Source organism: Pseudomonas sp. LTR0 (assembly GCF_036630035.1).
In the GTDB taxonomy this organism is placed as follows: Bacteria; Pseudomonadota; Gammaproteobacteria; order Pseudomonadales; family Pseudomonadaceae; genus Aquipseudomonas; species Aquipseudomonas putida_Y.
This window is the reverse complement of record NZ_CP123734.1, coordinates 5,097,429-5,120,805: the sequence shown is the minus strand read 5'-3', so window position 1 is coordinate 5,120,805 and position 23,377 is coordinate 5,097,429. Positions and strand designations below refer to the sequence as shown.

Annotated in this window: 21 protein-coding genes; 13 read left to right on the top strand and 8 right to left on the bottom strand. The window is 61.2% G+C overall.

Annotated features, from left to right (window positions below; translation table 11 throughout):
* Positions 1–8: 8 nt before the first annotated feature.
* Complete coding sequence (locus tag QCL51_RS23405) at positions 9–1,316, bottom strand: peptidoglycan DD-metalloendopeptidase family protein (RefSeq protein ID WP_021783710.1); 1,308 nt, start codon at positions 1,314–1,316, stop codon at positions 9–11.
* Positions 1,317–1,456: 140 nt separating this feature from the next.
* Positions 1,457–2,992: a 2,3-bisphosphoglycerate-independent phosphoglycerate mutase gene (gpmI, locus tag QCL51_RS23400; protein ID WP_084850222.1), complete on the bottom strand. Its 1,536-nt coding sequence runs from the start codon at positions 2,990–2,992 to the stop codon at positions 1,457–1,459.
* Between the two features lie 207 nt (positions 2,993–3,199).
* Between gpmI and QCL51_RS23395 the strand changes: the two genes are divergently transcribed.
* Genes QCL51_RS23395 through secB form a run of 3 tightly spaced genes read left to right on the top strand, consistent with a single transcriptional unit; the run spans position 3,200 to position 4,394 of the window.
* On the top strand, positions 3,200–3,613 hold the full coding sequence (locus QCL51_RS23395) for a rhodanese-like domain-containing protein (RefSeq protein WP_010955605.1): 414 nt from the start codon (positions 3,200–3,202) through the stop codon (positions 3,611–3,613).
* 1 nt (position 3,614) lies between these two features.
* A complete protein-coding gene (grxC, locus tag QCL51_RS23390) occupies positions 3,615–3,869 on the top strand; it encodes a glutaredoxin 3 (protein WP_003249204.1) in 255 nt (84 codons plus the stop codon).
* A gap of 39 nt (positions 3,870–3,908) precedes the next feature.
* The gene (gene secB / locus QCL51_RS23385; RefSeq protein WP_003249206.1) at positions 3,909–4,394 is read left to right on the top strand and encodes a protein-export chaperone SecB; all 486 of its coding nucleotides are present in this window, start codon (positions 3,909–3,911) and stop codon (positions 4,392–4,394) included.
* Positions 4,395–4,549: 155 nt separating this feature from the next.
* On the opposite strand, the gene trmL is transcribed toward secB, so the two are convergent.
* Positions 4,550–5,011: a tRNA (uridine(34)/cytosine(34)/5-carboxymethylaminomethyluridine(34)-2'-O)-methyltransferase TrmL gene (trmL, locus tag QCL51_RS23380; protein WP_003249209.1), complete on the bottom strand. Its 462-nt coding sequence runs from the start codon at positions 5,009–5,011 to the stop codon at positions 4,550–4,552.
* Here trmL and QCL51_RS23375 point away from each other — a divergent pair.
* Positions 5,010–5,447, top strand: a complete 438-nt coding sequence (locus QCL51_RS23375) for a hypothetical protein (RefSeq protein ID WP_021783713.1) — start codon at positions 5,010–5,012, stop codon at positions 5,445–5,447. The two genes, trmL and QCL51_RS23375, sit on opposite strands and share 2 nt — an antisense overlap.
* A gap of 359 nt (positions 5,448–5,806) precedes the next feature.
* Here QCL51_RS23375 and ntrC read toward each other — a convergent pair whose 3' ends face one another.
* The 3 genes from ntrC to glnA form a co-directional block, all read right to left on the bottom strand.
* Complete coding sequence (gene ntrC, locus QCL51_RS23370) at positions 5,807–7,243, bottom strand: nitrogen regulation protein NR(I) (protein ID WP_135192483.1); 1,437 nt, start codon at positions 7,241–7,243, stop codon at positions 5,807–5,809.
* Positions 7,240–8,325: a nitrogen regulation protein NR(II) gene (glnL, locus tag QCL51_RS23365; protein WP_003249215.1), complete on the bottom strand. Its 1,086-nt coding sequence runs from the start codon at positions 8,323–8,325 to the stop codon at positions 7,240–7,242. The genes ntrC and glnL overlap by 4 nt, the downstream gene beginning before the upstream one ends.
* A gap of 365 nt (positions 8,326–8,690) precedes the next feature.
* On the bottom strand, positions 8,691–10,097 hold the full coding sequence (glnA, locus tag QCL51_RS23360; RefSeq protein ID WP_021783715.1) for a type I glutamate--ammonia ligase: 1,407 nt from the start codon (positions 10,095–10,097) through the stop codon (positions 8,691–8,693).
* A 616-nt stretch (positions 10,098–10,713) separates the two neighbouring features.
* Between glnA and thiI the strand changes: the two genes are divergently transcribed.
* Both thiI and typA read left to right on the top strand, forming a co-directional pair.
* Positions 10,714–12,168 carry a tRNA uracil 4-sulfurtransferase ThiI gene (thiI, locus tag QCL51_RS23355; RefSeq protein ID WP_003249221.1) on the top strand — a complete coding sequence of 485 codons (1,455 nt, stop codon included), beginning with the start codon at positions 10,714–10,716 and terminating at the stop codon, positions 12,166–12,168.
* Positions 12,169–12,296: 128 nt separating this feature from the next.
* On the top strand, positions 12,297–14,117 hold the full coding sequence (gene typA / locus QCL51_RS23350; protein ID WP_021783717.1) for a translational GTPase TypA: 1,821 nt from the start codon (positions 12,297–12,299) through the stop codon (positions 14,115–14,117).
* A gap of 120 nt (positions 14,118–14,237) precedes the next feature.
* On the opposite strand, the gene QCL51_RS23345 is transcribed toward typA, so the two are convergent.
* On the bottom strand, positions 14,238–14,642 hold the full coding sequence (locus tag QCL51_RS23345; protein ID WP_049870388.1) for a YkgJ family cysteine cluster protein: 405 nt from the start codon (positions 14,640–14,642) through the stop codon (positions 14,238–14,240).
* Positions 14,643–14,826: 184 nt separating this feature from the next.
* Between QCL51_RS23345 and QCL51_RS23340 the strand changes: the two genes are divergently transcribed.
* The 5 genes from QCL51_RS23340 (at position 14,827) to QCL51_RS23320 (ending at position 20,175) form a co-directional block, all read left to right on the top strand.
* On the top strand, positions 14,827–17,277 hold the full coding sequence (locus QCL51_RS23340) for a glycogen/starch/alpha-glucan phosphorylase (RefSeq protein ID WP_021783719.1): 2,451 nt from the start codon (positions 14,827–14,829) through the stop codon (positions 17,275–17,277).
* 236 nt (positions 17,278–17,513) lie between these two features.
* Positions 17,514–18,524 (top strand): class 1 fructose-bisphosphatase, encoded by a 1,011-nt coding sequence (locus QCL51_RS23335; RefSeq protein WP_003249230.1) that lies wholly within the window; start codon positions 17,514–17,516, stop codon positions 18,522–18,524.
* A 3-nt stretch (positions 18,525–18,527) separates the two neighbouring features.
* Positions 18,528–19,124, top strand: coding sequence for a DUF924 family protein (locus tag QCL51_RS23330; RefSeq protein ID WP_021783720.1), 597 nt, complete (start codon positions 18,528–18,530; stop codon positions 19,122–19,124).
* A 227-nt stretch (positions 19,125–19,351) separates the two neighbouring features.
* On the top strand, positions 19,352–19,606 hold the full coding sequence (gene bamE / locus QCL51_RS23325) for an outer membrane protein assembly factor BamE (protein ID WP_009681214.1): 255 nt from the start codon (positions 19,352–19,354) through the stop codon (positions 19,604–19,606).
* The gene (locus QCL51_RS23320) at positions 19,603–20,175 is read left to right on the top strand and encodes a lipocalin family protein (protein ID WP_021783721.1); all 573 of its coding nucleotides are present in this window, start codon (positions 19,603–19,605) and stop codon (positions 20,173–20,175) included. The genes bamE and QCL51_RS23320 overlap by 4 nt, the downstream gene beginning before the upstream one ends.
* Before the next feature lie 156 nt (positions 20,176–20,331).
* Here the strand turns inward: QCL51_RS23320 and QCL51_RS23315 are convergent, their stop codons facing one another.
* On the bottom strand, positions 20,332–21,696 hold the full coding sequence (locus tag QCL51_RS23315) for a formimidoylglutamate deiminase (protein ID WP_021783722.1): 1,365 nt from the start codon (positions 21,694–21,696) through the stop codon (positions 20,332–20,334).
* Positions 21,697–21,840: 144 nt separating this feature from the next.
* Between QCL51_RS23315 and hutC the strand changes: the two genes are divergently transcribed.
* Together hutC and QCL51_RS23305 are read left to right on the top strand one after the other, a co-directional pair.
* On the top strand, positions 21,841–22,551 hold the full coding sequence (gene hutC, locus QCL51_RS23310) for a histidine utilization repressor (protein WP_172402783.1): 711 nt from the start codon (positions 21,841–21,843) through the stop codon (positions 22,549–22,551).
* The gene (locus QCL51_RS23305) at positions 22,548–23,120 is read left to right on the top strand and encodes a HutD family protein (RefSeq protein ID WP_021783724.1); all 573 of its coding nucleotides are present in this window, start codon (positions 22,548–22,550) and stop codon (positions 23,118–23,120) included. Before hutC ends, QCL51_RS23305 begins: the two co-directional genes overlap by 4 nt.
* The last annotated feature ends 257 nt before the right edge of the window (positions 23,121–23,377 follow it).

Here is a 23,377-nt window from a genome sequence, read left to right as displayed (position 1 = left end):
AAATTTGACTAGCCTCGGCACCACTGCGAAGGGTCGGTAGGGCGGCCCTGCTGGCGGATAGCGAAGTACAAGCCTGCCGCTTCCTGGCCACCGCTGTTGCCAACGGTGGAAATGGCCTCACCGGCCTTGACGATATCACCGGCATTCTTGAGCAGGCTCTGGTTGTGGCCGTACAGGCTCAGGTAACCGTTGCCATGGTCGAGAATGACCAGAAGCCCGGCGCCGCGCAACCAGTCCGCGAATACCACACGCCCGCCGTGCACGGCACGTACCTGAGTGCCCGGTGTGGCGCTGATCATCACCCCGTCCCACTTGGCGCGGGCGTCGCTGCCGCGGGCATCACCGAAGCGTGCCAGCAGTCGACCATTGACTGGCCATGGAAGTTTGCCTCGCGCAGCAGAAAATGCGCCGCCGTAGTTCGCGCCATCGCTGGAAACCATCGGCCCGAGGGTGGTGCGGGCCTTTTTCGGCGGCTCCGCTGGCTCACGGGCCTGGTCGCGGGCAGCCGCAGCGGCCAGCGCTTCCTGCTTGCGGCGCTTTTCCGCTTCCTGCTGCGCCAGCAGGGCCTTCTTGCGCGCTTCTTCAGCTTCACGGGCCTGGCGGGCGAGTGTTTCCTCGATGGTTTTCAGGACCTTGGCCAGGTCGGCCTGGTCCTGTTCGCGCGCTTGCAACTTTTGACCGCGGTCCTTTACATCGCTGTTGAGCTTGGCCAGTACCTGCTGGCGCTTGGCGCGCTCGGTTTCCAGCTCTTGACGGCGGCTGTCGAGGTCGGCGCGCTGGGCCAGCAGCTGTTGTTGCTGGCTGGAAATTTCCTGTTCGACGTTGGCCAGTTGGCGCAAGGTCTCGTTGAAGGTGCGCAATTGCTCCAGGCGCGCCTTGCTCAGGTAGTCGTAATAGGTGAGGGTGCGGGCGAACTTCTCGGGGTTCTGCTGGTTGAGCAGCAGCTTGAGGTATTCCTCGCGACCGTTGTTCTGGTAGGCCGAGCGGGCCTGAATGGCGATCAGTCGTTGTTGTTCAACGCGGGCGCTCTGGAGTTTTTTTTTCTCGGTATCAAGGCGCTCCAGCTCGCCTTCAGTCTTTTTTAGTTCTTGCTGCAGGGCCTCCACCTGCTTTTCGAGGTTACCGATGTCGGTTTCGGTGGTTTTGAGGTCCTTTTGCACACCGGCCTTTTCTTCCTGGAGCTTGCTCAGCGTCTTCTTGAGCTCGGCAATGTCCTGGCGGGTGGCATCCAGTTGCTGCTGGGTCTGCGCGCGCTCATCGGCGAAGGCCGGGCTGAGCAGGCAAGACAGGGCTAGGAGGATCAGGGCGCGAAGCATGGGGTTTGGCGTACCAAGGATGGAGACTGGCCTAGTATGCCCGCGTGGGCAGGCAAAAAAAACGCCTCGCTGCGGATGCAGGGGGGCGTTTGTCTGGAATTCATGTGCAATTGGGGCTGCAACGCAGCCCCTTTCGACATTCAGGCGTCGACCAGAATCGAGGTGCCGGTCATTTCCACCGGCTTTTCCAGCCCCAGCAGCTTCAGCATGGTTGGCGCCACGTCGGCCAGCACGCCGCCCTCACGCACTTTCACGTTGCGCTTGCCCACATAGATGAATGGTACCGGCTCGGTAGTGTGTGCGGTGTGCGCCTGGCCGGTGCACTCGTCTTCCATTTGTTCGACGTTGCCGTGGTCAGCGGTGATCAGTGCTTCGCCGCCCACCTTGTCCAGCGCGTCGACAATGCGCCCTACACAGGTATCCAGTGCTTCGACGGCCTTCACCGCAGCTTCGAACACGCCGGTGTGGCCGACCATGTCGCCGTTGGCGTAGTTGACCACGATGACGTCGAAGCGCTGCTGTTCGATGGCTTCGACGATGCGATCGGTCACTTCCGGTGCGCTCATTTCCGGTTGCAGGTCATAGGTGGCGACCTTCGGCGACGGGATCAGGATGCGCTCTTCGCCTTCGAACGGCTCTTCGCGGCCACCAGAGAAGAAGAAGGTGACGTGGGCATATTTCTCGGTTTCGGCGATGCGCAGTTGGGTCTTGCCGTTTTTCGCCAGGTATTCGCCCAGCACGTTGTTCAGGCTGGACGGCGCAAAGGCCGCCGGTGCCGGAATCTTCGCCGAATACTGGGTCAGGCCGATGTACGCTGCCATCTTCGGCAGGCGCGCACGGGCGAATTCCGTGAAGTCTGGCTCTACAAATGCACGCGACAGTTCGCGAGCACGGTCGGCGCGGAAGTTCATGAAGATCACGGCATCGCCATCTTCGACCTTGACTGCTTCGCCAATGCGCGTGGCTTTTACGAATTCGTCGCTCTCGTCACGGGCATAAGCGGCTTCCAGGCCTGCCAGAGCCGTGTCAGCGGTGTACTCGGCAGCGCTGTCGACGATCAGGTTGTAGGCGGCGCTGACGCGGTCCCAGCGGTTGTCGCGGTCCATGGCGTAGTAGCGGCCGATCAGGCTGGCGATGCGGCCCTTGCCCAGTTTGGCGAAGGTGGCGTCGAGCAGTTCGATGGACGACTGCGCGCTGCGTGGCGGGGTGTCGCGGCCGTCGAGGAAGGCGTGCAGGTAGATCTTTTCGGCACCACGCTGCGCGGCCAGTTCGGCCATGGCCACCAAGTGGTCCTGGTGGCTGTGTACGCCACCATCGGACAGCAGGCCGAGGATGTGTACGGCCTTGCCAGCACTGGCTGCCTTGTCTACAGCACCGGTCAGCACCGGGTTTTCAAAGAACTCGCCGTCGCGGATGGCCTTGGTCACCCGGGTGAAGTCCTGATAGACGACGCGACCTGCGCCGAGGTTCATATGACCGACTTCGGAGTTGCCCATCTGCCCGTCCGGCAGGCCGACATCCATGCCCGAGCCGGAAATGAGGCCATGCGGCTGGGTGGCGCACAGGCGGTCATAGACCGGTTTATTGGCGGCAAAGATGGCGTTGTGTTCGGGGATATCGCTATGGCCGAAGCCATCCAGGATAATCAGGACCAGAGGTTTGGGCGTGCTCGTCATCAATCAAACTCACGGTTGTTCAAAGATGATAAAGACACGCATTTTAGGGCAAATACGCCACCCGCGGCGAATATTCGTCCCATTCCACCGACCGGCGCACCTGTGCTAGCAACATGAAGGTGGTTTTGTGGCCGGCCCGCCGGGCTTTGGTGGCACCAAGGGGCTGTGTATACTGGCCGGCATTTTCAATCGCCTGGAACACCGCTGATGGTTGCTCACCTGATTCAATTCGCGACAGATCACTACATCCTGGTTGCGATCTTCCTCATTCTGCTGGTCCTGTTGCTCATCAATGAAATCCGTCGTGGTGGCCAGAGCCTGACTAATGGCCAACTGACAGCCCTGGTCAATGCCGAGAAGGCCCTGGTGATCGACATTCGCCCGGCCAAGGAATACTCCGCTGGCCATATCGTCGGCGCGGTGAACATCCCGCAGGACAAACTGGCCAACCGCATGACCGAGTTGGGCAAACATAAAGAGAAGACCCTGATTGTCGTCGACGCGATGGGCCAGCAGTCCGGCACTATTTGCCGCGAGCTGCTCAAAGCTGGTTACAACGCCGCCAAACTGAGCGGTGGCGTTTCCAGTTGGAAAGCCGATAACCTGCCCCTGGTGAAGTGATATGAAGCCTGTCATCGTCTATTCCAGCGACTACTGCCCCTACTGCATGCGCGCCAAGTACCTGCTCGAGAGCAAGGGCGTGGCCTTCGAGGAAATCAAGGTCGACGGCAAGCCGCAGGTTCGCGCCGAGATGAGTCAGAAAGCCGGCCGTACGTCTGTGCCGCAGATCTGGATCGGCAGCACCCATGTCGGTGGATGCGATGACCTCTATGCCCTGGAGCGCGCCGGCAAGCTCGACGCGCTGCTGGCGGCCTGATTTGCACTGCATTCAAAAACATTAGGATAAGGATCTGACATGACTGACCAACAGACCAACGGCGCTGCTGCAGAAGACAACAGCCCGCAGTTCTCCCTGCAACGCATCTATGTGCGCGACCTGTCGTTCGAGGCCCCGAAAAGCCCGCAGATCTTCCGTCAGACCTGGGAGCCAAGCGTTGCCCTGGACCTGAACACCAAGCAGAAATCCCTGGAAGGCGACTTCCATGAGGTCGTGCTGACCCTGTCGGTTACCGTCAAGAACGGTGACGAAGTGGCTTTCATTGCTGAAGTGCAGCAGGCCGGTATCTTCCTGATCGCCAACCTCGATGCGCCTTCGATGAGCCACACCCTGGGTGCGTTCTGCCCGAACATCCTGTTCCCTTATGCCCGTGAGGCCCTGGATAGCCTGGTGACCCGCGGTTCGTTCCCGGCGCTGATGCTGTCGCCGGTCAACTTCGACGCCCTGTACGCGCAAGAAATGCAGCGTATGCAGGAAGCGGGTGAAGCGCCGACTGTGCAGTAATAACTGCCGGTATCCAGAAAGCGCCTCTCGGGGCGCTTTTTTGTTGCCTGTGCGGGCCTCTTCGCGGGTAAACCCGCTCCTACAGGGGATTGCGCCGTTCCCTCGGCTTGTGTAGGAGCGGGTTTACCCGCGAAGAGGCCCGTACGGGCAAAACATCAGCTCCCGGCAAACCCGTTCTGCCGCCACGCCTCATACACCGTCACCGCCACGGTATTGGACAGGTTCAGGCTACGGCACCCCGGCCGCATCGGCAGGCGCAGGCGATGCTCGGCCGGCAGGCTGTCCAGCACCTCGGCCGGCAACCCGCGGCTCTCTGGCCCGAACAGGAAGGCGTCGCCCGGCTGGAAGGCCACTTCGTGGAACGGGTGCGAGCCCTTGGTGGTAAAGGCGAACAGCCTTGGGTTGCCAAGGCTTTCCAGGCATCCGGCCAGGCTCTCGTGGCGCTTGAGCGTGGCATACTCGTGGTAGTCCAGCCCTGCGCGGCGCAGGCGCTTGTCATCCAGTTCGAAGCTGATGGGTTCGATCAGGTGCAGGGCGCAGCCACTGTTGGCGCATAGACGAATGATGTTGCCGGTATTCGGCGGAATTTCTGGTTGAAAAAGGATGACGTGAAACATGCACGGCTCCAAGCGTGAAGATGACGGGCATTCTACCCCTGAACCGGACGTGCGTTCGAAGGCCTTCCCACGGGTGATGCTGTCGTTGGCGATCGTCGGCTTGATGGTGGGGCTGATGATCGGTCGCCTGACTACGCCTGACGAGCGCGAGCTGCAGCAGGTGCAGGTGATGCAGGATGGCCTGGAGCTTTGGTTCAACGAAGAGCCCAAGCTGCATGGCGAGAACGTGGAAGGGACGGTGGCGTTGCTGTTCCAGGCCCAGGGCAAGGCTCAGCAAGGGCAGCTTAGCCTGCTGGGCAAGCCGGTGAGCTGGCGGATACAGCACAGCAAGGAAGGTTTGTTGCTGACGGTGGTGGCCGCGCGCCCCCTGCACGGCGAATGGGCCGGTGCAGAGGACGCTGGGCGCTGGCGGGTGCAAGTGAAACTGCACGAATAAAAGAGGGGATATCCCGGCCTGCCTGTACCAGGGTCCCCGAAAGGGGTACTGCGTATAAAGGGGGGATGTCCCGGCCTGCCTGTACCGAGGTCCCCAAAACGGGCGGTGCTGCGTATAAAAGAGGGGTTCACCCGGCCTGCCTGTACCAGGGCCCCCGAAATTGGAGATGTATTGCTTATTGCAGGGGGCGTGCCAGTTTTGCAAAGCCCGTGAATACTGGGCTTTGAGGACGAATTGGCCGGCTTTTGAGGGGATTTGTGCCTTCGTGAGGTGCATCGGGCACAGGATCGGTGCATCGGGGGGGCTGAAATGACTGGGGCCGCAAAGCGGCCCCAGAGGTCTACGGATTAACCCGGAACTCAGTGGTCATCACCGTCCTCATCATCCCCTCCCGCCACATTCATCCCCAACTCCTTGATCTTGCGCGTCAGGGTGTTACGCCCCCAGCCCAGCAACAGCGCGGCATCCCGCCGGCGTCCGGCGGTGTGCTTGAGTGCCGTCTCGATCATGATGCGTTCAAAACTCGGCACTGCGCTGTCCAGCAGGTTGGTCTGGCCGCGCGTTAACGCCTGGTCGGCCCACTGGCGCAGGGCCTGCTCCCAGTTGGTTACCGGCGCGGCGTCTTGTGGCAGGTTCAGCAGTTCTGGCGGCAGGTCGCCGATCAGCACTTCACGGCTGGAGGCCATCACGGTAATCCAGCGGCAAGTGTTCTCCATCTGCCGCACGTTGCCCGGCCATGGCAGGTTGCGGATGAACTCTTCAGTCTCCGGCTTGAGGATCTTCGGCTCGACTGCCAGCTCCTGGGCGGCCCGGGCAAGGAAGTGGCGGGCGAGGGCGGGGATATCTTCGCGGCGGTCGGCCAGGCGCGGAATATGGATACGGATCACGTTCAGCCGGTGGAACAAGTCCTCACGGAACTTGCCGGCCTGCACCAGTGACTCCAGGTTCTGGTGGGTGGCGGCGATGATGCGCACGTCGACCTTGACCGGCACGTGGCCGCCCACGCGGTAGAACTCGCCATCGGCCAGTACACGCAGCAGGCGGGTCTGGGTGTCGGCAGGCATGTCCCCGATTTCATCGAGGAACAGCGTGCCGCCATCGGCCTGCTCGAAACGGCCGCGACGCAAGTTGGCAGCACCTGTGAAGGCACCTTTCTCATGGCCGAACAGCTCCGACTCCATCAAATCCTTGGGGATGGCGGCCATGTTCAGGGCAATGAACGGCGATGCTGCGCGCGGGCTGTGCCGGTGCAGGGCGTGGGCCACCAGTTCTTTGCCGGTGCCGGACTCGCCGTTGATCAGCACGGTGATGTTGGAGTGGCTGAGGCGTCCGATGGCGCGGAACACCTCCTGCATCGCCGGGGCTTCACCAATGATTTCCGGGGTGCGCGCCAGGTTCTGTGGCACATCCAGGCCTTGCTGCTCCTGGGCGTGCTGGTTGGCGCGCTTGACCAGCGATACCGCTTCGTCGACGTCGAATGGCTTGGGCAGGTACTCGAAGGCACCGCCCTGGTAGGAAGCCACGGCGCTGTCCAGGTCGGAGTGGGCGGTCATGATGATGACCGGCAGGCGTGGGTGCTGCTCGCGGATCTGCGCCAGCAGGTCGAGGCCGCTGGTGCCAGGCATGCGAATATCGGAAATGATCACGTCGGGTTGCTGGCGTGCCAGGCGCCCCATGACACCGTCTGCGCTGTCGAAGCTCTGGGTGGTCATGCCTTCCTGTTGCAGGGCTTTTTCCAGGACCCAGCGGATGGAGCGATCATCGTCGACGATCCATACGGTTTCACTTCGGCTCATGAGGCGGTGGCTCCTTGTTCCAGAGGCAGGTAAATCGAGAAGGCGGTATGGCCTGCGTGGCTTTCACACTCGATCAGGCCCTGGTGCTGGCTGATGATGTTCTGGGTAATGGCCAGGCCAAGCCCGGTACCGTCCGGGCGGCCACTGACCATGGGATAGAAGAGGGTGTCCTGCAGTTCTGGCGGGATGCCCGGGCCGTTGTCGATGATCTCTACCCGCGCTACCAGGCGGTGACGAACGTGGCCGATGGTGAACTGGCGCAGGGCGCGGCTGCGCAAGGTGATGCGACCCAGGCGCAGTTCATTCTGCGAGCTGATCGCCTGCATGGCGTTGCGCACGATGTTGAGTACGGCCTGAATCATCTGTTCTCGGTCGATCAACACGTCCGGAAGGCTTGGGTCGTAATCGCGCACCAAAGTGATGCACCCCTGGCTTTCGGCATCGACCAGGCTGCACACCCGCTCCAGCACTTCGTGAATATTGGTCATGGCCAGCGACGGCAGCTTGTTCGAGCCGAGCATGCGGTCGACCAGGTTACGCAAGCGGTCGGCCTCTTCGATGATCACATTGGTGTAGTCGCGCAGCCCTTCCTCGGGCAGTTCGCGGGCCAGTAGCTGGGCCGCTCCGCGGATGCCGCCAAGGGGGTTCTTGATTTCGTGGGCCAGGCCGCGCACCAGCATCTTGGTGGTTTCCTGCTTGCTCAGTTGGGCCTCTTCCTTGGTGATGCGCAGCAGCCGGTCCCGCGGATGCACTTCGAGCAACAGCAGGGTCTGGCCTTGATGCAGTATCGGCGTTACCGCGTAGTCGACGGTGATGGTCTGCCCGGTCAGCGATGTGAGCTGCGCTTCACGCTTGGTGAACGGGTGCGCCTGCTCGACCGCCTGGCGCAGCGAGCTGAGCGCTTCGGTCGATTCGGTGAACAGCTCGCTGATGAATTGCCCATGGCTGCGCTGGCCACTGACGGCCAGCAGCATTTCTGCGGCCGGGTTCATGTACTCCAGGCGCAGCTCGGCGTTGAGCAGCAACGTGGCGGTGGTCAGGTTGTCCAGAAGCAGACGGTGCTGTGCATCGCTGATGGTCATAAGGCGTCGTTGACCTCTTTTGGCGCTTGCCTGGCACTGCTTTGGCCAGGGCCGGACGCGGGGTGGATCCACTGATGCGAGACTCTGGAAAAGAAAATGCAAGAAACAAACCAAAGCTCCGAAAAGAAGCGGGATTTGCCGATAAAGGCCTGAATCTGCGCAAATTCGGACCATAAAGTCTTGATGAAACGTTTAAGTTGAACCAGATTGGGGAGCAAATGAGGGCATGGTATGAATTGGTGCACCAAGATAGAGCATAGCGTGACAGGCGGGGTTGCAGTGCTTCTGCTTGGTGCGCAGAAACGAAAACGGCCTCCCGGAGGAGGCCGTTGTGATCATGTCATCGGCGCGAGGCGCCAATCAGATCAGCAGCTGTAGTACAGCTCGTATTCCAGCGGGTGTACGAAGGTGCGGACCTTGATTTCTTCTTCGCTCTTCAGCTCGATGAAGGCATCGATGAAGTCGTCGGAGAACACGCCGCCCTTGGTCAGGAACGCACGGCCTTTATCCAGCTCTTCCAGAGCTTCTTTCAGGCTGCCGCACACTTGCGGGATGTTCTTGGCTTCTTCTGGCGGCAGGTCGTACAGGTTCTTGTCGGCCGCGTCGCCTGGGTGGATCTTGTTCTGGATGCCGTCCAGGCCAGCCATCAGCAGGGCCGCGAAGGCCAGGTACGGGTTGGCCGATGGGTCCGGGAAGCGTGCTTCGATACGGCGGGCTTTCGGGCTGCCAACGTAAGGAATACGGATCGAGGCGGAACGGTTGCGAGCCGAGTAGGCCAGCATTACCGGGGCTTCGAAGCCTGGAACCAGACGCTTGTAGGAGTTGGTCGACGGGTTGGTGAAGCCGTTCAGGGCCTTACCGTGCTTGATGATACCGCCGATGAAGTACAGGGCGGTGTCGGACAGGCCGGCATAGCCTTCACCCGAGAAGGTGTTCTTGCCGTCTTTCCAGATCGACATGTGCACGTGCATGCCCGAGCCGTTGTCGCCGTACAGTGGCTTCGGCATGAAGGTGGCGGTACGGCCGTAAGCGTCGGCAACGTTGTGCACGACGTATTTCAGCGCCTGTACTTCGTCAGCCTTCTTCACCAGGGTGTTGAACTTGACGCCGATCTCGTTCTGGCCGGCAGTCGCCACTTCGTGGTGGTGAACTTCAACGGTCTGGCCCATTTCTTCCAGAGCGTTGCACATGGCAGTACGGATTTCGTGGTCGTGGTCGAACGGCGGCACCGGGAAGTAGCCGCCTTTCACGCCTGGACGGTGGCCTTTGTTGCCGCCTTCCACGTCAGCGCCGGTCATCCACGAGCCCTGCTCGGAGAAGATCTTGAACATCGAGCCGGAGATGTCCGACTGGAACTTCACTTCGTCGAAGATGAAGAACTCAGGCTCTGGGCCGGCGAATACGGTGTCACCGATGCCGGTGCTCTTCAGGTACTCTTCGGCGCGCTTGGCGATTGCACGTGGGTCGCGATCGTAGCCCTGCATGCTCGACGGGTCGACGATGTCGCAGGTAATGATCAGGGTTGGCTCTTCGGTGAACGGATCCAGAACGGCGGTTTCGTCAACCGGCATCAGGATCATGTCGGAGGCTTCGATGCCTTTCCAGCCAGCGATGGAGGAACCGTCGAACATCTTGCCGACTTCGAAGAAGTCTTCGTCCAGCGCATCACGCGACGGCATGGTCACGTGGTGCTGAGTGCCTTTGGTGTCCGTGAAACGCAGATCAATCCACTTGACGTCATGATCTTTGATGAGTTGAACCGACTTCGACATGTTGTCCTCCGGATGGTCTAGAGCGCGGTGGGCCGCTGCCCTGGAAAAAGGGTGTTGCCGGGCGCGGATAGTCGGCCAAGCTTACCTGCCTCACAAGGGAGCAAATTGCATGCCAGTGCCCGAAAATGGCGAGGTTGGGATAAAAGGGGGCGTTTGCGGGCATTTGGCGTTGGGGTAGGCTGAGAAAGTGCACTCTTAAGATGCGAATTTTGGAGGTGGCGCACCATTAGGGTGCACGCCTTGGTTTTTGTGGTGCCCGTGAGACCGAGCGCCGCCCGCGCGGCGCATCGCGAGCAAGCTCGCTCCTACATCTGTTTCGGGCCAATTATTTCTGGGGGATTTGCGCGCGAACGCCTTGGCGCATGGCGCGATATCGCGTCGTACAAACAAGGCGGTCGCGCGCGCCTGTCGCAGGCGTAACTGGCCCGAAACAGACGTAGGAGCGAGCGCAGCTCGCGATGCGCCGCGCGGGCGGCGCTCGGTCTCACGGGCACCAAAAAATCCGGCTCCGACATTTATCTCAAAGCTTCTGATCAAAAGTTGGTCAAATCCTGAGCAATTTCCGATATAATTCGCGCCCCTCATTTTCGGCAGGCCCTGCGCGCGCTGTTAACCAATGAAACTTATCGTCAAAGTCTTCCCAGAAATCACCATCAAAAGCCGGCCGGTGCGCAAGCGCTTCATCCGCCAGCTTGGCAAGAACATCCGCAACGTGCTCAAGGATCTCGACCCTGAGCTCGCGGTCGATGGTGTCTGGGACAATCTCGAGGTGGTCACCCGCGTCGAAGACGAAAAAGTCCAGCGCGAGATGATCGAACGCCTCACCTGCACCCCGGGTATCACCCACTTCCTGCAGGTAGAGGAATACCCGCTGGGTGACTTCGACGACATCGTCGCCAAGTGCAAGCACCACTTCGGCCACCTGCTGGCCGGCAAGCACTTCGCCGTGCGCTGCAAGCGCGGTGGCCACCATGACTTCACCTCGATGGACGTCGATCGTTACGTCGGCAGCCAGCTGCGCCAGCAGTGTGGCGCCGCCGGGATCGAGCTGAAAAAGCCTGAAGTGCTGGTGCGCATCGAAATCCGCGACCAGCGCCTGTACGTGATCCACAACCAGCACAACGGCATCGGCGGTTATCCGCTGGGCGCTCTGGAGCAGACCCTGGTGCTGATGTCCGGTGGTTTCGACTCCACCGTTGCGGCGTACCAGATGATGCGCCGCGGCCTGATGACTCACTTCTGCTTCTTCAACCTCGGCGGCCGTGCTCACGAGCTGGGCGTAATGGAAGTGGCCCATTACCTGTGGAAAAAGTACGGCAGCAGCCAGCGCGTACTGTTCATCAGCGTGCCGTTCGAAGAAGTGGTTGGCGAGATCCTCAACAAGGTCGACAACAGCTACATGGGCGTGACCCTCAAGCGCATGATGCTGCGCGGCGCCGCCCATATGGCCGACCGCCTGCAGATCGACGCGCTGGTGACTGGCGAAGCGATTTCCCAGGTGTCCAGCCAGACCCTGCCGAACCTGTCGATCATCGACTCGGCCACCGACAAGCTGGTGCTGCGCCCGCTGCTGGCCAGCCACAAGCAGGACATCATCGACCAGGCCACCGAAATCGGTACCGCGGACTTTGCCAAGCACATGCCGGAATACTGCGGCGTGATCTCGGTAAACCCGACCACCCATGCCAAGCGTCACCGCATGGAGCACGAAGAAAAACAGTTCGACATGGCCGTACTGGAGCGCGCTCTTGAGCGCGCCAAGTTCATTTCCATCGATCATGTGATCGATGAGCTGGGCAAGGACATTGAAATCGAGGAAGTGGCCGAGGCGCTGCCTGGCCAGATCGTCATCGACATTCGCCACCCCGATGCCCAGGAAGACGAACCTCTGGTGCTGGAAGGTATCGAGGTCCAGGCCATGCCGTTCTACGCCATCAACAGCAAGTTCAAGCATCTGGACCCTACGCGCCAGTACTTGCTGTATTGCGACAAGGGTGTGATGAGCCGTTTGCACGCACACCACCTGCTCAGTGAGGGACATGCCAATGTGCGTGTTTATCGTCCGACATAAGATGCCGGGGCTGTATGGCGGCAGTATTCGCCATCGCCCTCCCGACCGCCGGGCCCGCTGAGCCTTAAACAGTACATATTGGCCGCCTACACTGGGCGGCAACCGAATCCTCTGATCGAGATACACTTGTGATCGAAAATCTGCGTAACATCGCCATCATCGCCCACGTTGACCATGGTAAAACCACTTTGGTCGACAAACTCCTGCGTCAGTCCGGCACTCTGGAGCGTAACGAGCTCAACGACGAGCGCGTCATGGACTCCAACGACCAGGAAAAAGAGCGCGGTATTACCATTCTGGCGAAAAACACCGCCATCAACTGGAACGGCTACCACATCAACATCGTCGACACCCCCGGCCACGCCGACTTCGGTGGCGAGGTTGAGCGTGTAATGTCGATGGTCGACTCCGTGCTGCTGCTGGTCGACGCCCAGGACGGCCCGATGCCGCAAACCCGCTTCGTGACCAAGAAGGCCTTCGAAGCCGGCCTGAAGCCAATCGTCGTGATCAACAAGGTTGACCGCCCAGGCGCGCGTCCTGACTGGGTTCTGGACCAGATCTTCGATCTGTTCGACAACCTCGGTGCCACCGACGAACAGCTGGACTTCAAAGTGGTCTACGCCTCGGCCCTGAACGGCATTGCCGGCCTGGACCACACCGCCATGGGCGAAGACATGACCGCGCTGTACCAGTCGATCATCGACAACGTACCAGCACCGTCTGTTGACCGCGAAGGCCCGTTCCAGATGCAGATCTCCGCACTGGACTACAACAGCTTCCTCGGCGTTATCGGTGTTGGCCGCATCGCCCGTGGTCGCGTCAAGCCGAACACCCCGGTTGTCGCCATCGACACCAACGGCAAGAAGCGTAACGGCCGTATCCTGAAGCTGATGGGTCACCACGGTCTGCACCGCGTTGACGTCGAAGAAGCCCAGGCTGGCGATATCGTCTGCATCAGCGGTTTCGATGAGCTGTTCATCTCCGACACCCTGTGCGCCCCGGATGCGGTAGAAGCGATGAAGCCGCTGACCGTTGACGAGCCGACCGTTTCGATGACCTTCCAGGTCAACGACTCGCCGTTCTGCGGTAAAGAAGGCAAGTTCGTCACCAGCCGTAACATCAAGGACCGTCTGGACAAGGAGCTGCTGTACAACGTTGCCCTGCGCGTTCAGGAAACCGATTCCCCTGACAAGTTCAAGGTTTCGGGCCGTGGTGAGCTGCACCTGTCGGTGCTGATCGAAACCATGCGTCGTGAAGGCTTCGAAATGGCCGTGGGCCGTCCTGAAGTGATCATCCGCGAAGTCGACGGCGTGAAGCAGGAGCCGTTCGAGAACGTCACCATCGACATCCCTGAAGAATCCCAGGGCAAGGTCATGGAAGAGATGGGTCTGCGTAAAGGCGACCTGACCAACATGGTTCCGGATGGCAAGGGCCGCGTTCGTCTGGAGTACAACATTCCAGCCCGTGGTCTGATCGGTTTCCGTAACCAGTTCCTGACCCTGACCAACGGTGCAGGCATCCTGACCTCGATCTTCGATCGCTACGACACCATGAAGTCGGGCCAGATGTCCGGCCGCCTCAACGGCGTACTGGTTTCGGTCGAGACCGGCAAGGCACTGACCTACTCGCTGGAAACCCTGCAGGCTCGCGGCAAGCTGTTCGTTGAACACGGCCAGGAGATCTACAACGGTCAGATCATCGGCCTGAACAGCCGTGACAACGACCTGGGCGTGAACCCGACCAAAGGCAAGAAGCTCGACAACATGCGTGCTTCGGGCAAAGACGAAGTCATCGCCCTGGTACCGCCAGTTCGCCACACCCTCGAGCAGGCCCTGGAATTCATCCAGGACGACGAGCTGTGCGAAGTGACGCCTAAGTCGATCCGTCTGCGCAAGAAGATCCTGGACGAAGGCGAGCGTACCCGCGCAGCCAAGAAAGCCAAGAACTGAGTTAGCTCAGGCTGAATAAAAACGCCCCCGGTCGAAAGGCCGGGGGCGTTTTTTTGTCTGCAGGATTTGTGTTGGTCCTTTCGCGGGCAAGCCCGCGAAGAGGCCAGAACCGGCTGACGGTCAGCGCCCAACCACCTTGGGCTTGTAGGCGCAATACCCCGGCCGCGGCCCGACCTTGGGATGGTTGCGGCAGGTATCCGGACGCTTGTCATAAATGGTGCACAGGCGGCTTTTACGATCCAGGTACATGCAGTCGTCGTTGCTCATCCGGGTCAGGGTGAAGATCCCCGACTTCTGGTTGAAGCGCTCGATGATGCCTTCTTTTTGCAGACGTTTGGCCACGTTCTTGGGTGGTTCGTCTTTTTCGAACTCGTCGACCACGCCGATACGGATCAGATCCTTGATCTTCACCTCTACCGGCAGGGTGCAGCAGGTCGAATGGCAGCCGTGGCACATGTGGCTGGCGTAGCGCTGCCAAGTCTCCAGGCGGTCGACTTCGGCGGCGGCGATCAGGGTCGTTTTCATCTTTATAGGGTGGATCACGGTCTTGGGGCGCGCGATGATACCGGAATTGTTCAATTTATGAACAACCTTTTGCCGGAATCGCAGAGTGGGCATGAAAACTGCGAACCGTAACTGTCGCTCCCTGTCGAAGGGTCTAGTCTCATCACTCTCCCTCCGCTTTCGTCAACTTGCCCGAGGATGCCGCATGTCCCAGGAACCCAAAGCACGTGACGCCGAAGTCGCGGATTTTCGTGCCGCTGTACTGAACAAGCTGACCTACGCGGTCGGCAAGGACCCCGAGCATGCCTTCGACCATGACTGGTTCGAAGCGATTGCCCTGGCTGCACGCGATCACATGGTCGATCACTGGATGGATCACACCCGGCAGGCTTATCGACGCAGCCAGAAGCGGGTCTACTACCTTTCCCTGGAGTTTCTCATCGGCCGCTTGCTGTACGACAGCCTGAGCAACCTGGGCCTGCTGGACATCGCGCGCGATGCTCTGGAGGGGCTGGATGTGGACCTTGAGCGCATTCGCCTGCTCGAGCCGGACGCCGCGCTGGGCAATGGCGGCCTTGGCCGTCTGGCAGCGTGCTTCATGGAGAGCATGTCTACCCTGGGTATCGCTGCCCATGGTTACGGCATCCGCTATGAGCACGGGCTGTTCCGTCAGGCCGTGGTCGATGGCTGGCAGCAGGAACAGACCGAAAACTGGCTGGATTTCGGCAACCCCTGGGAATTCGAGCGCGCCGAGGTGATCTACCCGATCAGCTTTGGCGGCAGCGTCGAAACGGTCCACGATGCAAGCGGTGCCCAGCGCCAGGTATGGTGGCCTGGCGAGACGGTGCGGGCGGTGGCCTACGACACGCCGGTAGTCGGCTGGCGCGGATCCAGCGTCAACACCCTGCGTCTGTGGCGTGCGCGTGCGCTGGAAGAGTTGCACCTGGAGCGCTTCAACGCCGGTGACCACTTGGGGGCGGTGGCTGAAGTGGCGCGTGCCGAGAGCATTTCGCGTGTGCTTTACCCAGCCGACAGTACCGAGGCCGGTCAGGAACTGCGCCTTCGCCAGGAGTACTTTTTCGTCTCGGCTTCGCTGCAGGACTTGCTGCGGCGTCACCTGAACATGCACAAGGACCTGCTCAACCTGCCTGATGCAGCGGCCATCCAGCTAAACGACACCCACCCTTCGATTGCGGTGGCGGAGCTGATGCGGTTGCTGGTGGACCAGCACGAAGTGCCTTGGGAAAAGGCCTGGGAGCTGACCGTCGGTACGCTCGCCTACACCAACCACACCCTGTTGCCAGAAGCCCTGGAAACCTGGCCGGTAGCGCTGATGGAGCGCATGTTGCCGCGGCACATGCAGATCATCTACCTGATCAACGCCTACCACATTGACAGCCTGCGCGCCAAAGGCCTGCACGACTTCGACGTGCTGCGCGCGGTTTCGCTGATCGAGGAAGACAACGGCCGACGGGTGCGCATGGGCAACCTGGCGTTTCTTGGCTCGCACAGCGTCAACGGCGTGTCGGCGCTGCACAGCAAATTGATGAAGAGCACGGTATTCTCCGAGCTGCACAAGCTCTACCCGCAACGCATCAACAACAAGACCAATGGCATTACCTTCCGCCGCTGGTTATACCAGTCCAACCCGCAGCTGACCGAGATGCTGGTCGAGGCGCTTGGGCCGGAACTCAAGGACGACCCGCAGGCGCGGCTGGCGGGCCTGGTGCCGTTCGCCGACAAAGCCGGTTTTCGCAAGCAGTTCGCTGCCCAGCGGCTGCACAGCAAGCGTGCCCTGGCCAGCATCATTCAGGATCGCATCGGCGTCACGGTCAACCCCGAGGCGCTATTCGACGTTCAGGTCAAACGCATTCACGAATACAAGCGCCAGTTGCTCAACCTGCTGCACACCGTTGCACTGTACCAGGCCATACGCAATGACCCTGGCACCAACTGGGTGCCACGGGTGAAGATCTTCGCTGGCAAGGCTGCGGCCAGTTACCACCAGGCCAAACTGATCATCAAGCTGGCCAACGACATCGCCCGGGTGGTGAACAACGACCCGACGGTGCGCGGCCTGCTGAAGGTGGTGTTCCTGCCCAACTACAACGTCAGCCTGGCCGAGAGCATCATCCCGGCGGCGGACCTTTCCGAGCAGATATCCACCGCGGGTTACGAAGCGTCCGGTACCAGCAACATGAAGTTCGGCCTCAATGGTGCGCTGACCATTGGCACCCTGGATGGCGCCAATGTGGAGATGTGCGAACAGGTGGGGGCCGACAACATGTTCATCTTTGGCCTGACCGCGCAGCAGGTTGAAACGCGCAAGCGTGCCGGTGACTTTGGTGCCAGCGCTGCCATAGCCGCTTCCAACCGCTTGAGCGATGTGTTGCAGGCTATTCGCAGTGGTGTGTTCTCGCCAGATGACCCCTCTCGTTACACCGGGTTGATCGACGGCCTGATCGCCTACGACCGCTTCCTGGTGTGCGCCGATTTCGATGCCTACTGGGATGCCCAGCGGCAGGTCGAGGAACTGTGGCATACGCCGCAGGAGTGGTGGCGCAAGGCGGTGCTCAATACTGCGCGGATGGGCTGGTTCTCGTCGGATCGGACTATCCGTGAGTATGCGACCGAGATCTGGAAGGCGCTGGATTGATGCAGCGCCCATGCTGGCTTGTTCGCGGGTAAACCCGCTCCTGCAGGGGCCTCATCAACCTGTGGGGGTGGGCGCGCCCGCGAATGGCCCCACAACCAGACCACCGGCCTGGCGCGCGCTGAACTACCGACCTATTGTGCCGTCTGAGAGCCGTGGCGAGTCTCATCACTCGCTAGCCCGCCACTCTCCCTGTAAACTGCGGGGGTTTTCATCCCCCAATCCGTTCGGAGCCATACATGTCCCGCGTTACCCTGAGTCGCTATCTGATTGAGCAGACCCGCAGCAACAATACCCCTGCCGATCTGCGCTTCCTGATCGAAGTGGTAGCGCGTGCGTGCAAGGAAATCAGCCATCACGTATCCAAAGGCGCCCTCGGTGGTGTGCTGGGCAGCATGGGCACTGAAAACGTGCAGGGCGAGGTCCAGAAGAAACTTGACGTGATTTCCAACGATATCCTGCTGGAAGCCAACGAGTGGGGCGGTCACCTGGCTGGCATGGCTTCCGAAGAAATGGACAACGCATACCAGATCCCGGGCAAGTACCCGAAAGGCGCCTACCTGCTGGTCTTCGACCCGCTGGACGGTTCGTCGAATATCGACGTCAACGTCTCGGTCGGTACCATCTTCTCGGTTCTGCGTTGCCCTAACCAGTACCTGAGCCAGAACGAAAGCCTCAACGAAGAAGCGTTCCTGCAGCCAGGTACCGAGCAGGTTGCTGCCGGCTATGCCATCTACGGCCCACAGACCATGCTGATCCTGACCTTGGGCAACGGCGTCAAGGGCTTCACTCTGGACCGTGAACTGGGCAGCTTCGTGCTGACTCACGAAAACATCCGCGTACCGGAAACTACCGCCGAGTTCGCCATCAACATGTCCAACCAGCGCCACTGGGAAGCACCGGTACAGCGGTACGTGGGCGAACTGCTGGCAGGTGAGACCGGCCCGCTGAAGAAGAACTACAACATGCGCTGGATCGCCTCGATGGTGGCCGACGTGCACCGCATCCTGACCCGTGGCGGTCTGTTCATGTACCCACGTGACGCCCGCGAACCAAGCAAGCCGGGCAAGCTGCGCCTGATGTACGAAGCCAACCCGATGTCGTTCATCATCGAACAGGCCGGCGGCGCTTCCACCAACGGTTACGATCGCATCCTCGACATCAAGCCAGAAAGCCTGCACCAGCGCGTGTCGGTGATCCTCGGCTCGAAGGAAGAGGTCGAGCGCGTCACCGCCTACCACAAGGAGTAAGTCATGCTCGCACCTTGGCAGCCGTTGCTGGAGTGGTGGTTCGGTTGGGGCACCAGTGCCCAGGCCGTGGCTGACGAGAAGAGCACGCTGTGGTTCGGCAAGCATTACGATGCCGACGCCCATGCGCTGTTTGGCGACCTGGTCGAGCACGCCCTGGCGGGTGGGCTCGACGAGTGGCAGCAAAGCCCGCAGGGCTGGCTGGGTCTGCTGATTTTGCTCGACCAGCTGCCACGCATGATCTACCGCGACACGCCGCGCGCCTTCGAGGGCGATCGGCGTGCCCAGGTAGTGGCCATGCAGGGCCTGCAGAAGGGCTGGGACTACCAGCTGCTGCCGATCCAGCGGGTGTTTGTGCTGCTGGTGCTGGAGCATGCCGAGGTGCTGGACTGGCAGAACCTGTGCGTGGAACGCTATCAAATGCTGCTGGATGAACAGCCTGAGGCCAACCGCCGGCTGTTCGAAGGTTTCCTCGACTATGCCGAGCAGCACCAGCGGGTAATCGCCCGGTTCGGGCGTTTCCCGCACCGCAACCTGGTGCTGGAGCGGCCGAGCACCAGCGAAGAGATGGACTTTTTGCTGGAGCCTGGGTCTCGCTTCTGACGCCCAAGGGGCCTGCTGTGCAGGCCATCGCGACGCAAGGCCGCTCCAACAGGGGCGGCCTTTTTTATTGTGCGCATGACTAATGCTTTGTGATTAATCGCACAGTAGTGGCCATCCGACCAATGGTGTAGGGGCAAAGGGGGTGGGGCAGGGAACCTGGGAGGGATTTTCACGTCGAAGGTCACTGCAGGCCACTCGCCTGTATCATCTTTCAGGAGTGTCCCTTCATGTCGTTGCGTTCCCTCGCCCTGTTGTCGCTGTGCGTCGTGCTGACTGCCTGCAGCAAGATCAACCAGGAAAACTATTCCAAGATCAAGGCCGGTATGAGCAAGGCCGAGGTCGAGCAGTTGCTCGGCACGCCGACCGAGTGCTCTGGCGCGTTGGGCATGAGCAGCTGCACCTGGGGGGACGAGAAGAGCTTCATCAGCGTGCAGTACGCAGCTGACAAGGTGCTGATGTATTCCGGGCAGGGTCTCAAATGAGGCGTGCGTACCTGCTGATGGGGGTATGCCTGGCGTTGCTGCTGGGCGGTTGTGCAGGTTCCTCGCACGACCCGCTGGCACCGAAAACCGCCGGCCATGTCGACCTCAAGCGCTACCAGGGCAAATGGTACGAGCTGGCGCGCCTGCCCATGCGCTATCAGGAAGGCTGCGAGCAGTCCGAGGCCCACTACAACCTCAAGCCTGATGGCAGTTATGGCGTGCTCAACCGCTGCCGCACCATGGGTGATGAATGGCTACGCGCCGAAGGGCATGCGAATATCCAGGAGCCAGGGCACACCGACAAGCTGTGGATCGAGTTCGATAACTGGTTCACCAAGCTGGTGCCAGGCGTGGCGCGGGGTGAGTACTGGATTCTTTATGTGGACGAGCACTACCGTACGGCCATCGTCGGCAGCCCGGACCGCAAATACCTGTGGATATTGTCGCGTACGCCGACGCTGCCTGCCTGGGAGCGCGAGAACCTGCTGTCCAGGGCGCGGCAGCAGGGGTATGACACCAGCCGCTTGATCTGGCGGGCGTCCGATCAGCAAATAGTAAAAATGCACTGAGTTTTTCGGGGTTGCGTTGCAACCCTTCGCGGGCAAGCCCGCTCTCACAGGTTCTGCGCTGAGCCCTGGACTGCCCACAAGACGTTTTTTGGGGGGGCAGTCCAACCTGTGGGAGCGGGCTTGCCCGCGAAGGGCTGCAACGCAGCCCCGGTACACTCAGCCCAAAAGCTCGCGCAACACTTCGGTAAACGCCCGCCCGCTTTCTTCTTCTTGCGCATGCCGCCCCTGGCGTACCACCCACTGCCCATTCACCATCACATCGCGCACCTGGCGATCGCCACCGGCAAACAGCCAGCGGTTGAGAATGGCGTCACCCTCCGCCATGGCGATGTACGGGTCCTGTCCATCGAGCACCAGCCAGTCCGCGCGCTTGCCCACCGCCAGCTCACCGACCGCCTGCCCCAGCGCTTGCGCACCACCGCCCAGCGCCGCGTCATACAGCGTGCGCCCGACCATCGGCTGATCGCCGCGATACAGGCGGTTGCGCCGTTGATCCCGCAGGCGCTGACCATATTCCAGCCAACGCAGTTCCTCCACCACGCTTAACGACACATGGCTGTCCGAGCCAATACCCATGCGCCCGCCCTGTGCCAGGAAATCCACTGCCGGGAAAATCCCGTCGCCCAGGTTGGCTTCGGTGGTCAGGCACAACCCGGCCACCGCGCCGCTGCGGGCCATGGCAGTTACTTCGTCCGGTTCGGCATGGGTAGCGTGTACCAGGCACCAGCGGCGGTCCACGTCCACGTGCTTGTACAGCCACTGCAGCGGGCGCAGGCCGCTCCAGGCCAGGCAGTCGTCAACTTCCTTCTGTTGTTCGGCGATGTGGATATGCACCGGGCACTGCCTGTCGCTGGCCGCCAGCACTTCGGCGATCTGCCCAGGTGTTACCGCCCTTAGCGAGTGGAAGCACAGGCCCAGGTGCTGCGCGGGTTGCGCGGCCAGCAGCGGGGCGAGTTGCGCTTGCAACTGCAGGTACTGTTCAGTGGAGTTTATGAAGCGCCGCTGCCCGTCGTTCGGCGCCTGGCCGCCAAAGCCTGCATGGCTGTACAGCACCGGCAGCAAGGTCAGGCCAATGCCGCTATCGGCCGCAGCCGCGCTGATGCGGAGCGACAGTTCGACCGGGTCGGCGTAGGGCTTGCCGGCCTGGTCGTGGTGTACGTAATGGAATTCGGCCACAGAGGTGTAGCCGGCCTTGAGCATCTCGATGTACAACTGGCGAGCGATGACCTGAAGCTGCTGGGGGCTGATCTGCCCGACCAGGCGATACATCAGCTCGCGCCAGGTCCAGAAACTGTCGTTGGGGTTGCCGGCAACTTCCGCCAGGCCTGCCATGGCGCGCTGGAAGGCATGTGAGTGCAGGTTGGGCATGCCGGGCAGCACAGGGCCGGCAAGGCGCTCGGCGCCTTCGGCCGAAGCGCCTGGCTCGATGCTGGCCACATGGCCATCGCTGGCGACCTCGATACGCACATGGCTGGCCCAGCCCGTAGGTAGCAGGGCGCGTTCGGCGAAGTAGGCAGACATCGGTGGAATCCTGTTATTGTTAACTTGTATATACATATACAGGCGTTTGCCTGCCGGGTAAACTGCGGCAAGCTACCGCTCATTTCATTTGCACAAGGATCCATCGCCGTGCCGACACCTCCTGTCTCCGCGCTGGTTGCCCAGATGGGCGAGGGCCCGGCGCCGCTCTACGCCCGGGTCAAACAGATGATCATCCAGCAGATCGACAACGGCAGCTGGCCGCCGCATCATCGGGTACCCTCCGAGAGCGAGCTGGTCAACGAGTTGGGCTTCAGCCGCATGACCATCAACCGCGCCCTGCGTGAACTCACCGCCGAAGGCCTGCTGGTGCGCATGCAGGGGGTCGGCACCTTCGTGGCCGAGCCCAAGGGCCGTTCGGCGCTGTTCGAGGTCAACAACATCGCTGACGAAATTGCCGCCCGTGGCCACCAGCACAGCTGCCAGGTGATCACACTTGCCGAGGAAGCGGCTGGCTCCGAACGGGCGTTGGCCCTGGACATGCGCGAAGGCCAGCGGGTGTTCCACTCGCTGATCGTGCATTTCGAGAACGGCGTACCGGTGCAGATCGAGGACCGCTACGTTAACGCGGCCATCGCCCCCGACTACCTCAAGCAGGATTTCACCCGGCAGACGCCTTACGCCTACCTGTCCCAGGTGGCGCCGTTGACCGAAGGCGAGCACGTGGTCGAGGCGATCCTGGCCGAGCCGGAAGAATGCCGCCTGTTGCAGATCGAGCCGGGCGAGCCTTGCCTGCTGATTCGTCGTCGCACCTGGTCCGGTCGCCAGCCGGTGACCGCTGCACGGCTGATCCACCCCGGTTCCCGTCATCGCCTGGAAGGACGTTTCAGTAAATGAGTCAGCTGCTGTTGATGCGTGCGCACGATTACCCGCGCATGCCGTGGAAGAACGGTGGCGGTTTCACCGAAGAGATCACCCGCGACAGCGGCGAGGGCCTGGACGGTTTTGGCTGGCGTCTGTCGATTGCCGATATCGAGGAGTCGGGCGGCTTTTCAACCTTCGTCGGTTACCAACGGATCATCACCGTGCTGCAGGGCGACGGCATGCGGCTGCTGGTCGACGGCCAGGCCAGCCGGCCATTGTTGGCGTTCGATGCGTTTGCCTTCAGCGGCGAGAACCAGGTCAGCTGCAAGTTGCTGGGCGGGCCGATCCGCGATTTCAACCTGATCTATTCGCCGCAGCGATATCGGGCGCGGTTGCAGTGGCTGGATGGCACCAGCCGGGTGTACAGCTCGGCGTCGACGGTGTTGTTGTTTGCTGCCAGCAGCCTGGTCGAAGTAACTATCGTCGGACACGAGACACAGCGGTTGGGGTTGTATGACTGCTTGCGGCTGGAAGGCAATGACCAGTTGCTGGGGCTGGATGTTCAAGGGCGGTTCTGCCTGATTGAGCTGGTGGGGCGCTGAGGGGTTCGCCTGTAGGTTTTTGTCGCCTGTGAGATCGAGCGCCGCCCGCGCGGCGCATCGCGAGCTGCGCTCGCTCCTACGTTTGTTTCTGGCCAGTAACGCCTGTGCCAACGCGCGCGATCGCCTTGTTTGCAAGACGCGACATCAAGCCATGCGCTAAAGCGTTCGCGCGCAAATCCCACAGGACGAATTGGCCAGAAACAAACGTAGGAGCGAGCGCAGCTCGCGATGCGCCGCGCGAGCGGCGCTCGTTCTAG

Coding starts and splice junctions, on each gene's coding strand:
- QCL51_RS23405 (WP_021783710.1), bottom strand. CDS start 1,316: ATGCTTCGCGCCCTGATCCTCCTAGCCCTGTCTTGCCTGCTCAGCCCG.
- gpmI (WP_084850222.1), bottom strand. CDS start 2,992: ATGACGAGCACGCCCAAACCTCTGGTCCTGATTATCCTGGATGGCTTC.
- QCL51_RS23395 (WP_010955605.1), top strand. CDS start 3,200: ATGGTTGCTCACCTGATTCAATTCGCGACAGATCACTACATCCTGGTT.
- grxC (WP_003249204.1), top strand. CDS start 3,615: ATGAAGCCTGTCATCGTCTATTCCAGCGACTACTGCCCCTACTGCATG.
- secB (WP_003249206.1), top strand. CDS start 3,909: ATGACTGACCAACAGACCAACGGCGCTGCTGCAGAAGACAACAGCCCG.
- QCL51_RS23375 (WP_021783713.1), top strand. CDS start 5,010: ATGCACGGCTCCAAGCGTGAAGATGACGGGCATTCTACCCCTGAACCG.
- trmL (WP_003249209.1), bottom strand. CDS start 5,011: ATGTTTCACGTCATCCTTTTTCAACCAGAAATTCCGCCGAATACCGGC.
- ntrC (WP_135192483.1), bottom strand. CDS start 7,243: ATGAGCCGAAGTGAAACCGTATGGATCGTCGACGATGATCGCTCCATC.
- glnL (WP_003249215.1), bottom strand. CDS start 8,325: ATGACCATCAGCGATGCACAGCACCGTCTGCTTCTGGACAACCTGACC.
- glnA (WP_021783715.1), bottom strand. CDS start 10,097: ATGTCGAAGTCGGTTCAACTCATCAAAGATCATGACGTCAAGTGGATT.
- thiI (WP_003249221.1), top strand. CDS start 10,714: ATGAAACTTATCGTCAAAGTCTTCCCAGAAATCACCATCAAAAGCCGG.
- QCL51_RS23345 (WP_049870388.1), bottom strand. CDS start 14,642: ATGAAAACGACCCTGATCGCCGCCGCCGAAGTCGACCGCCTGGAGACT.
- QCL51_RS23340 (WP_021783719.1), top strand. CDS start 14,827: ATGTCCCAGGAACCCAAAGCACGTGACGCCGAAGTCGCGGATTTTCGT.
- QCL51_RS23335 (WP_003249230.1), top strand. CDS start 17,514: ATGTCCCGCGTTACCCTGAGTCGCTATCTGATTGAGCAGACCCGCAGC.
- QCL51_RS23330 (WP_021783720.1), top strand. CDS start 18,528: ATGCTCGCACCTTGGCAGCCGTTGCTGGAGTGGTGGTTCGGTTGGGGC.
- bamE (WP_009681214.1), top strand. CDS start 19,352: ATGTCGTTGCGTTCCCTCGCCCTGTTGTCGCTGTGCGTCGTGCTGACT.
- QCL51_RS23320 (WP_021783721.1), top strand. CDS start 19,603: ATGAGGCGTGCGTACCTGCTGATGGGGGTATGCCTGGCGTTGCTGCTG.
- QCL51_RS23315 (WP_021783722.1), bottom strand. CDS start 21,696: ATGTCTGCCTACTTCGCCGAACGCGCCCTGCTACCTACGGGCTGGGCC.
- hutC (WP_172402783.1), top strand. CDS start 21,841: ATGGGCGAGGGCCCGGCGCCGCTCTACGCCCGGGTCAAACAGATGATC.
- QCL51_RS23305 (WP_021783724.1), top strand. CDS start 22,548: ATGAGTCAGCTGCTGTTGATGCGTGCGCACGATTACCCGCGCATGCCG.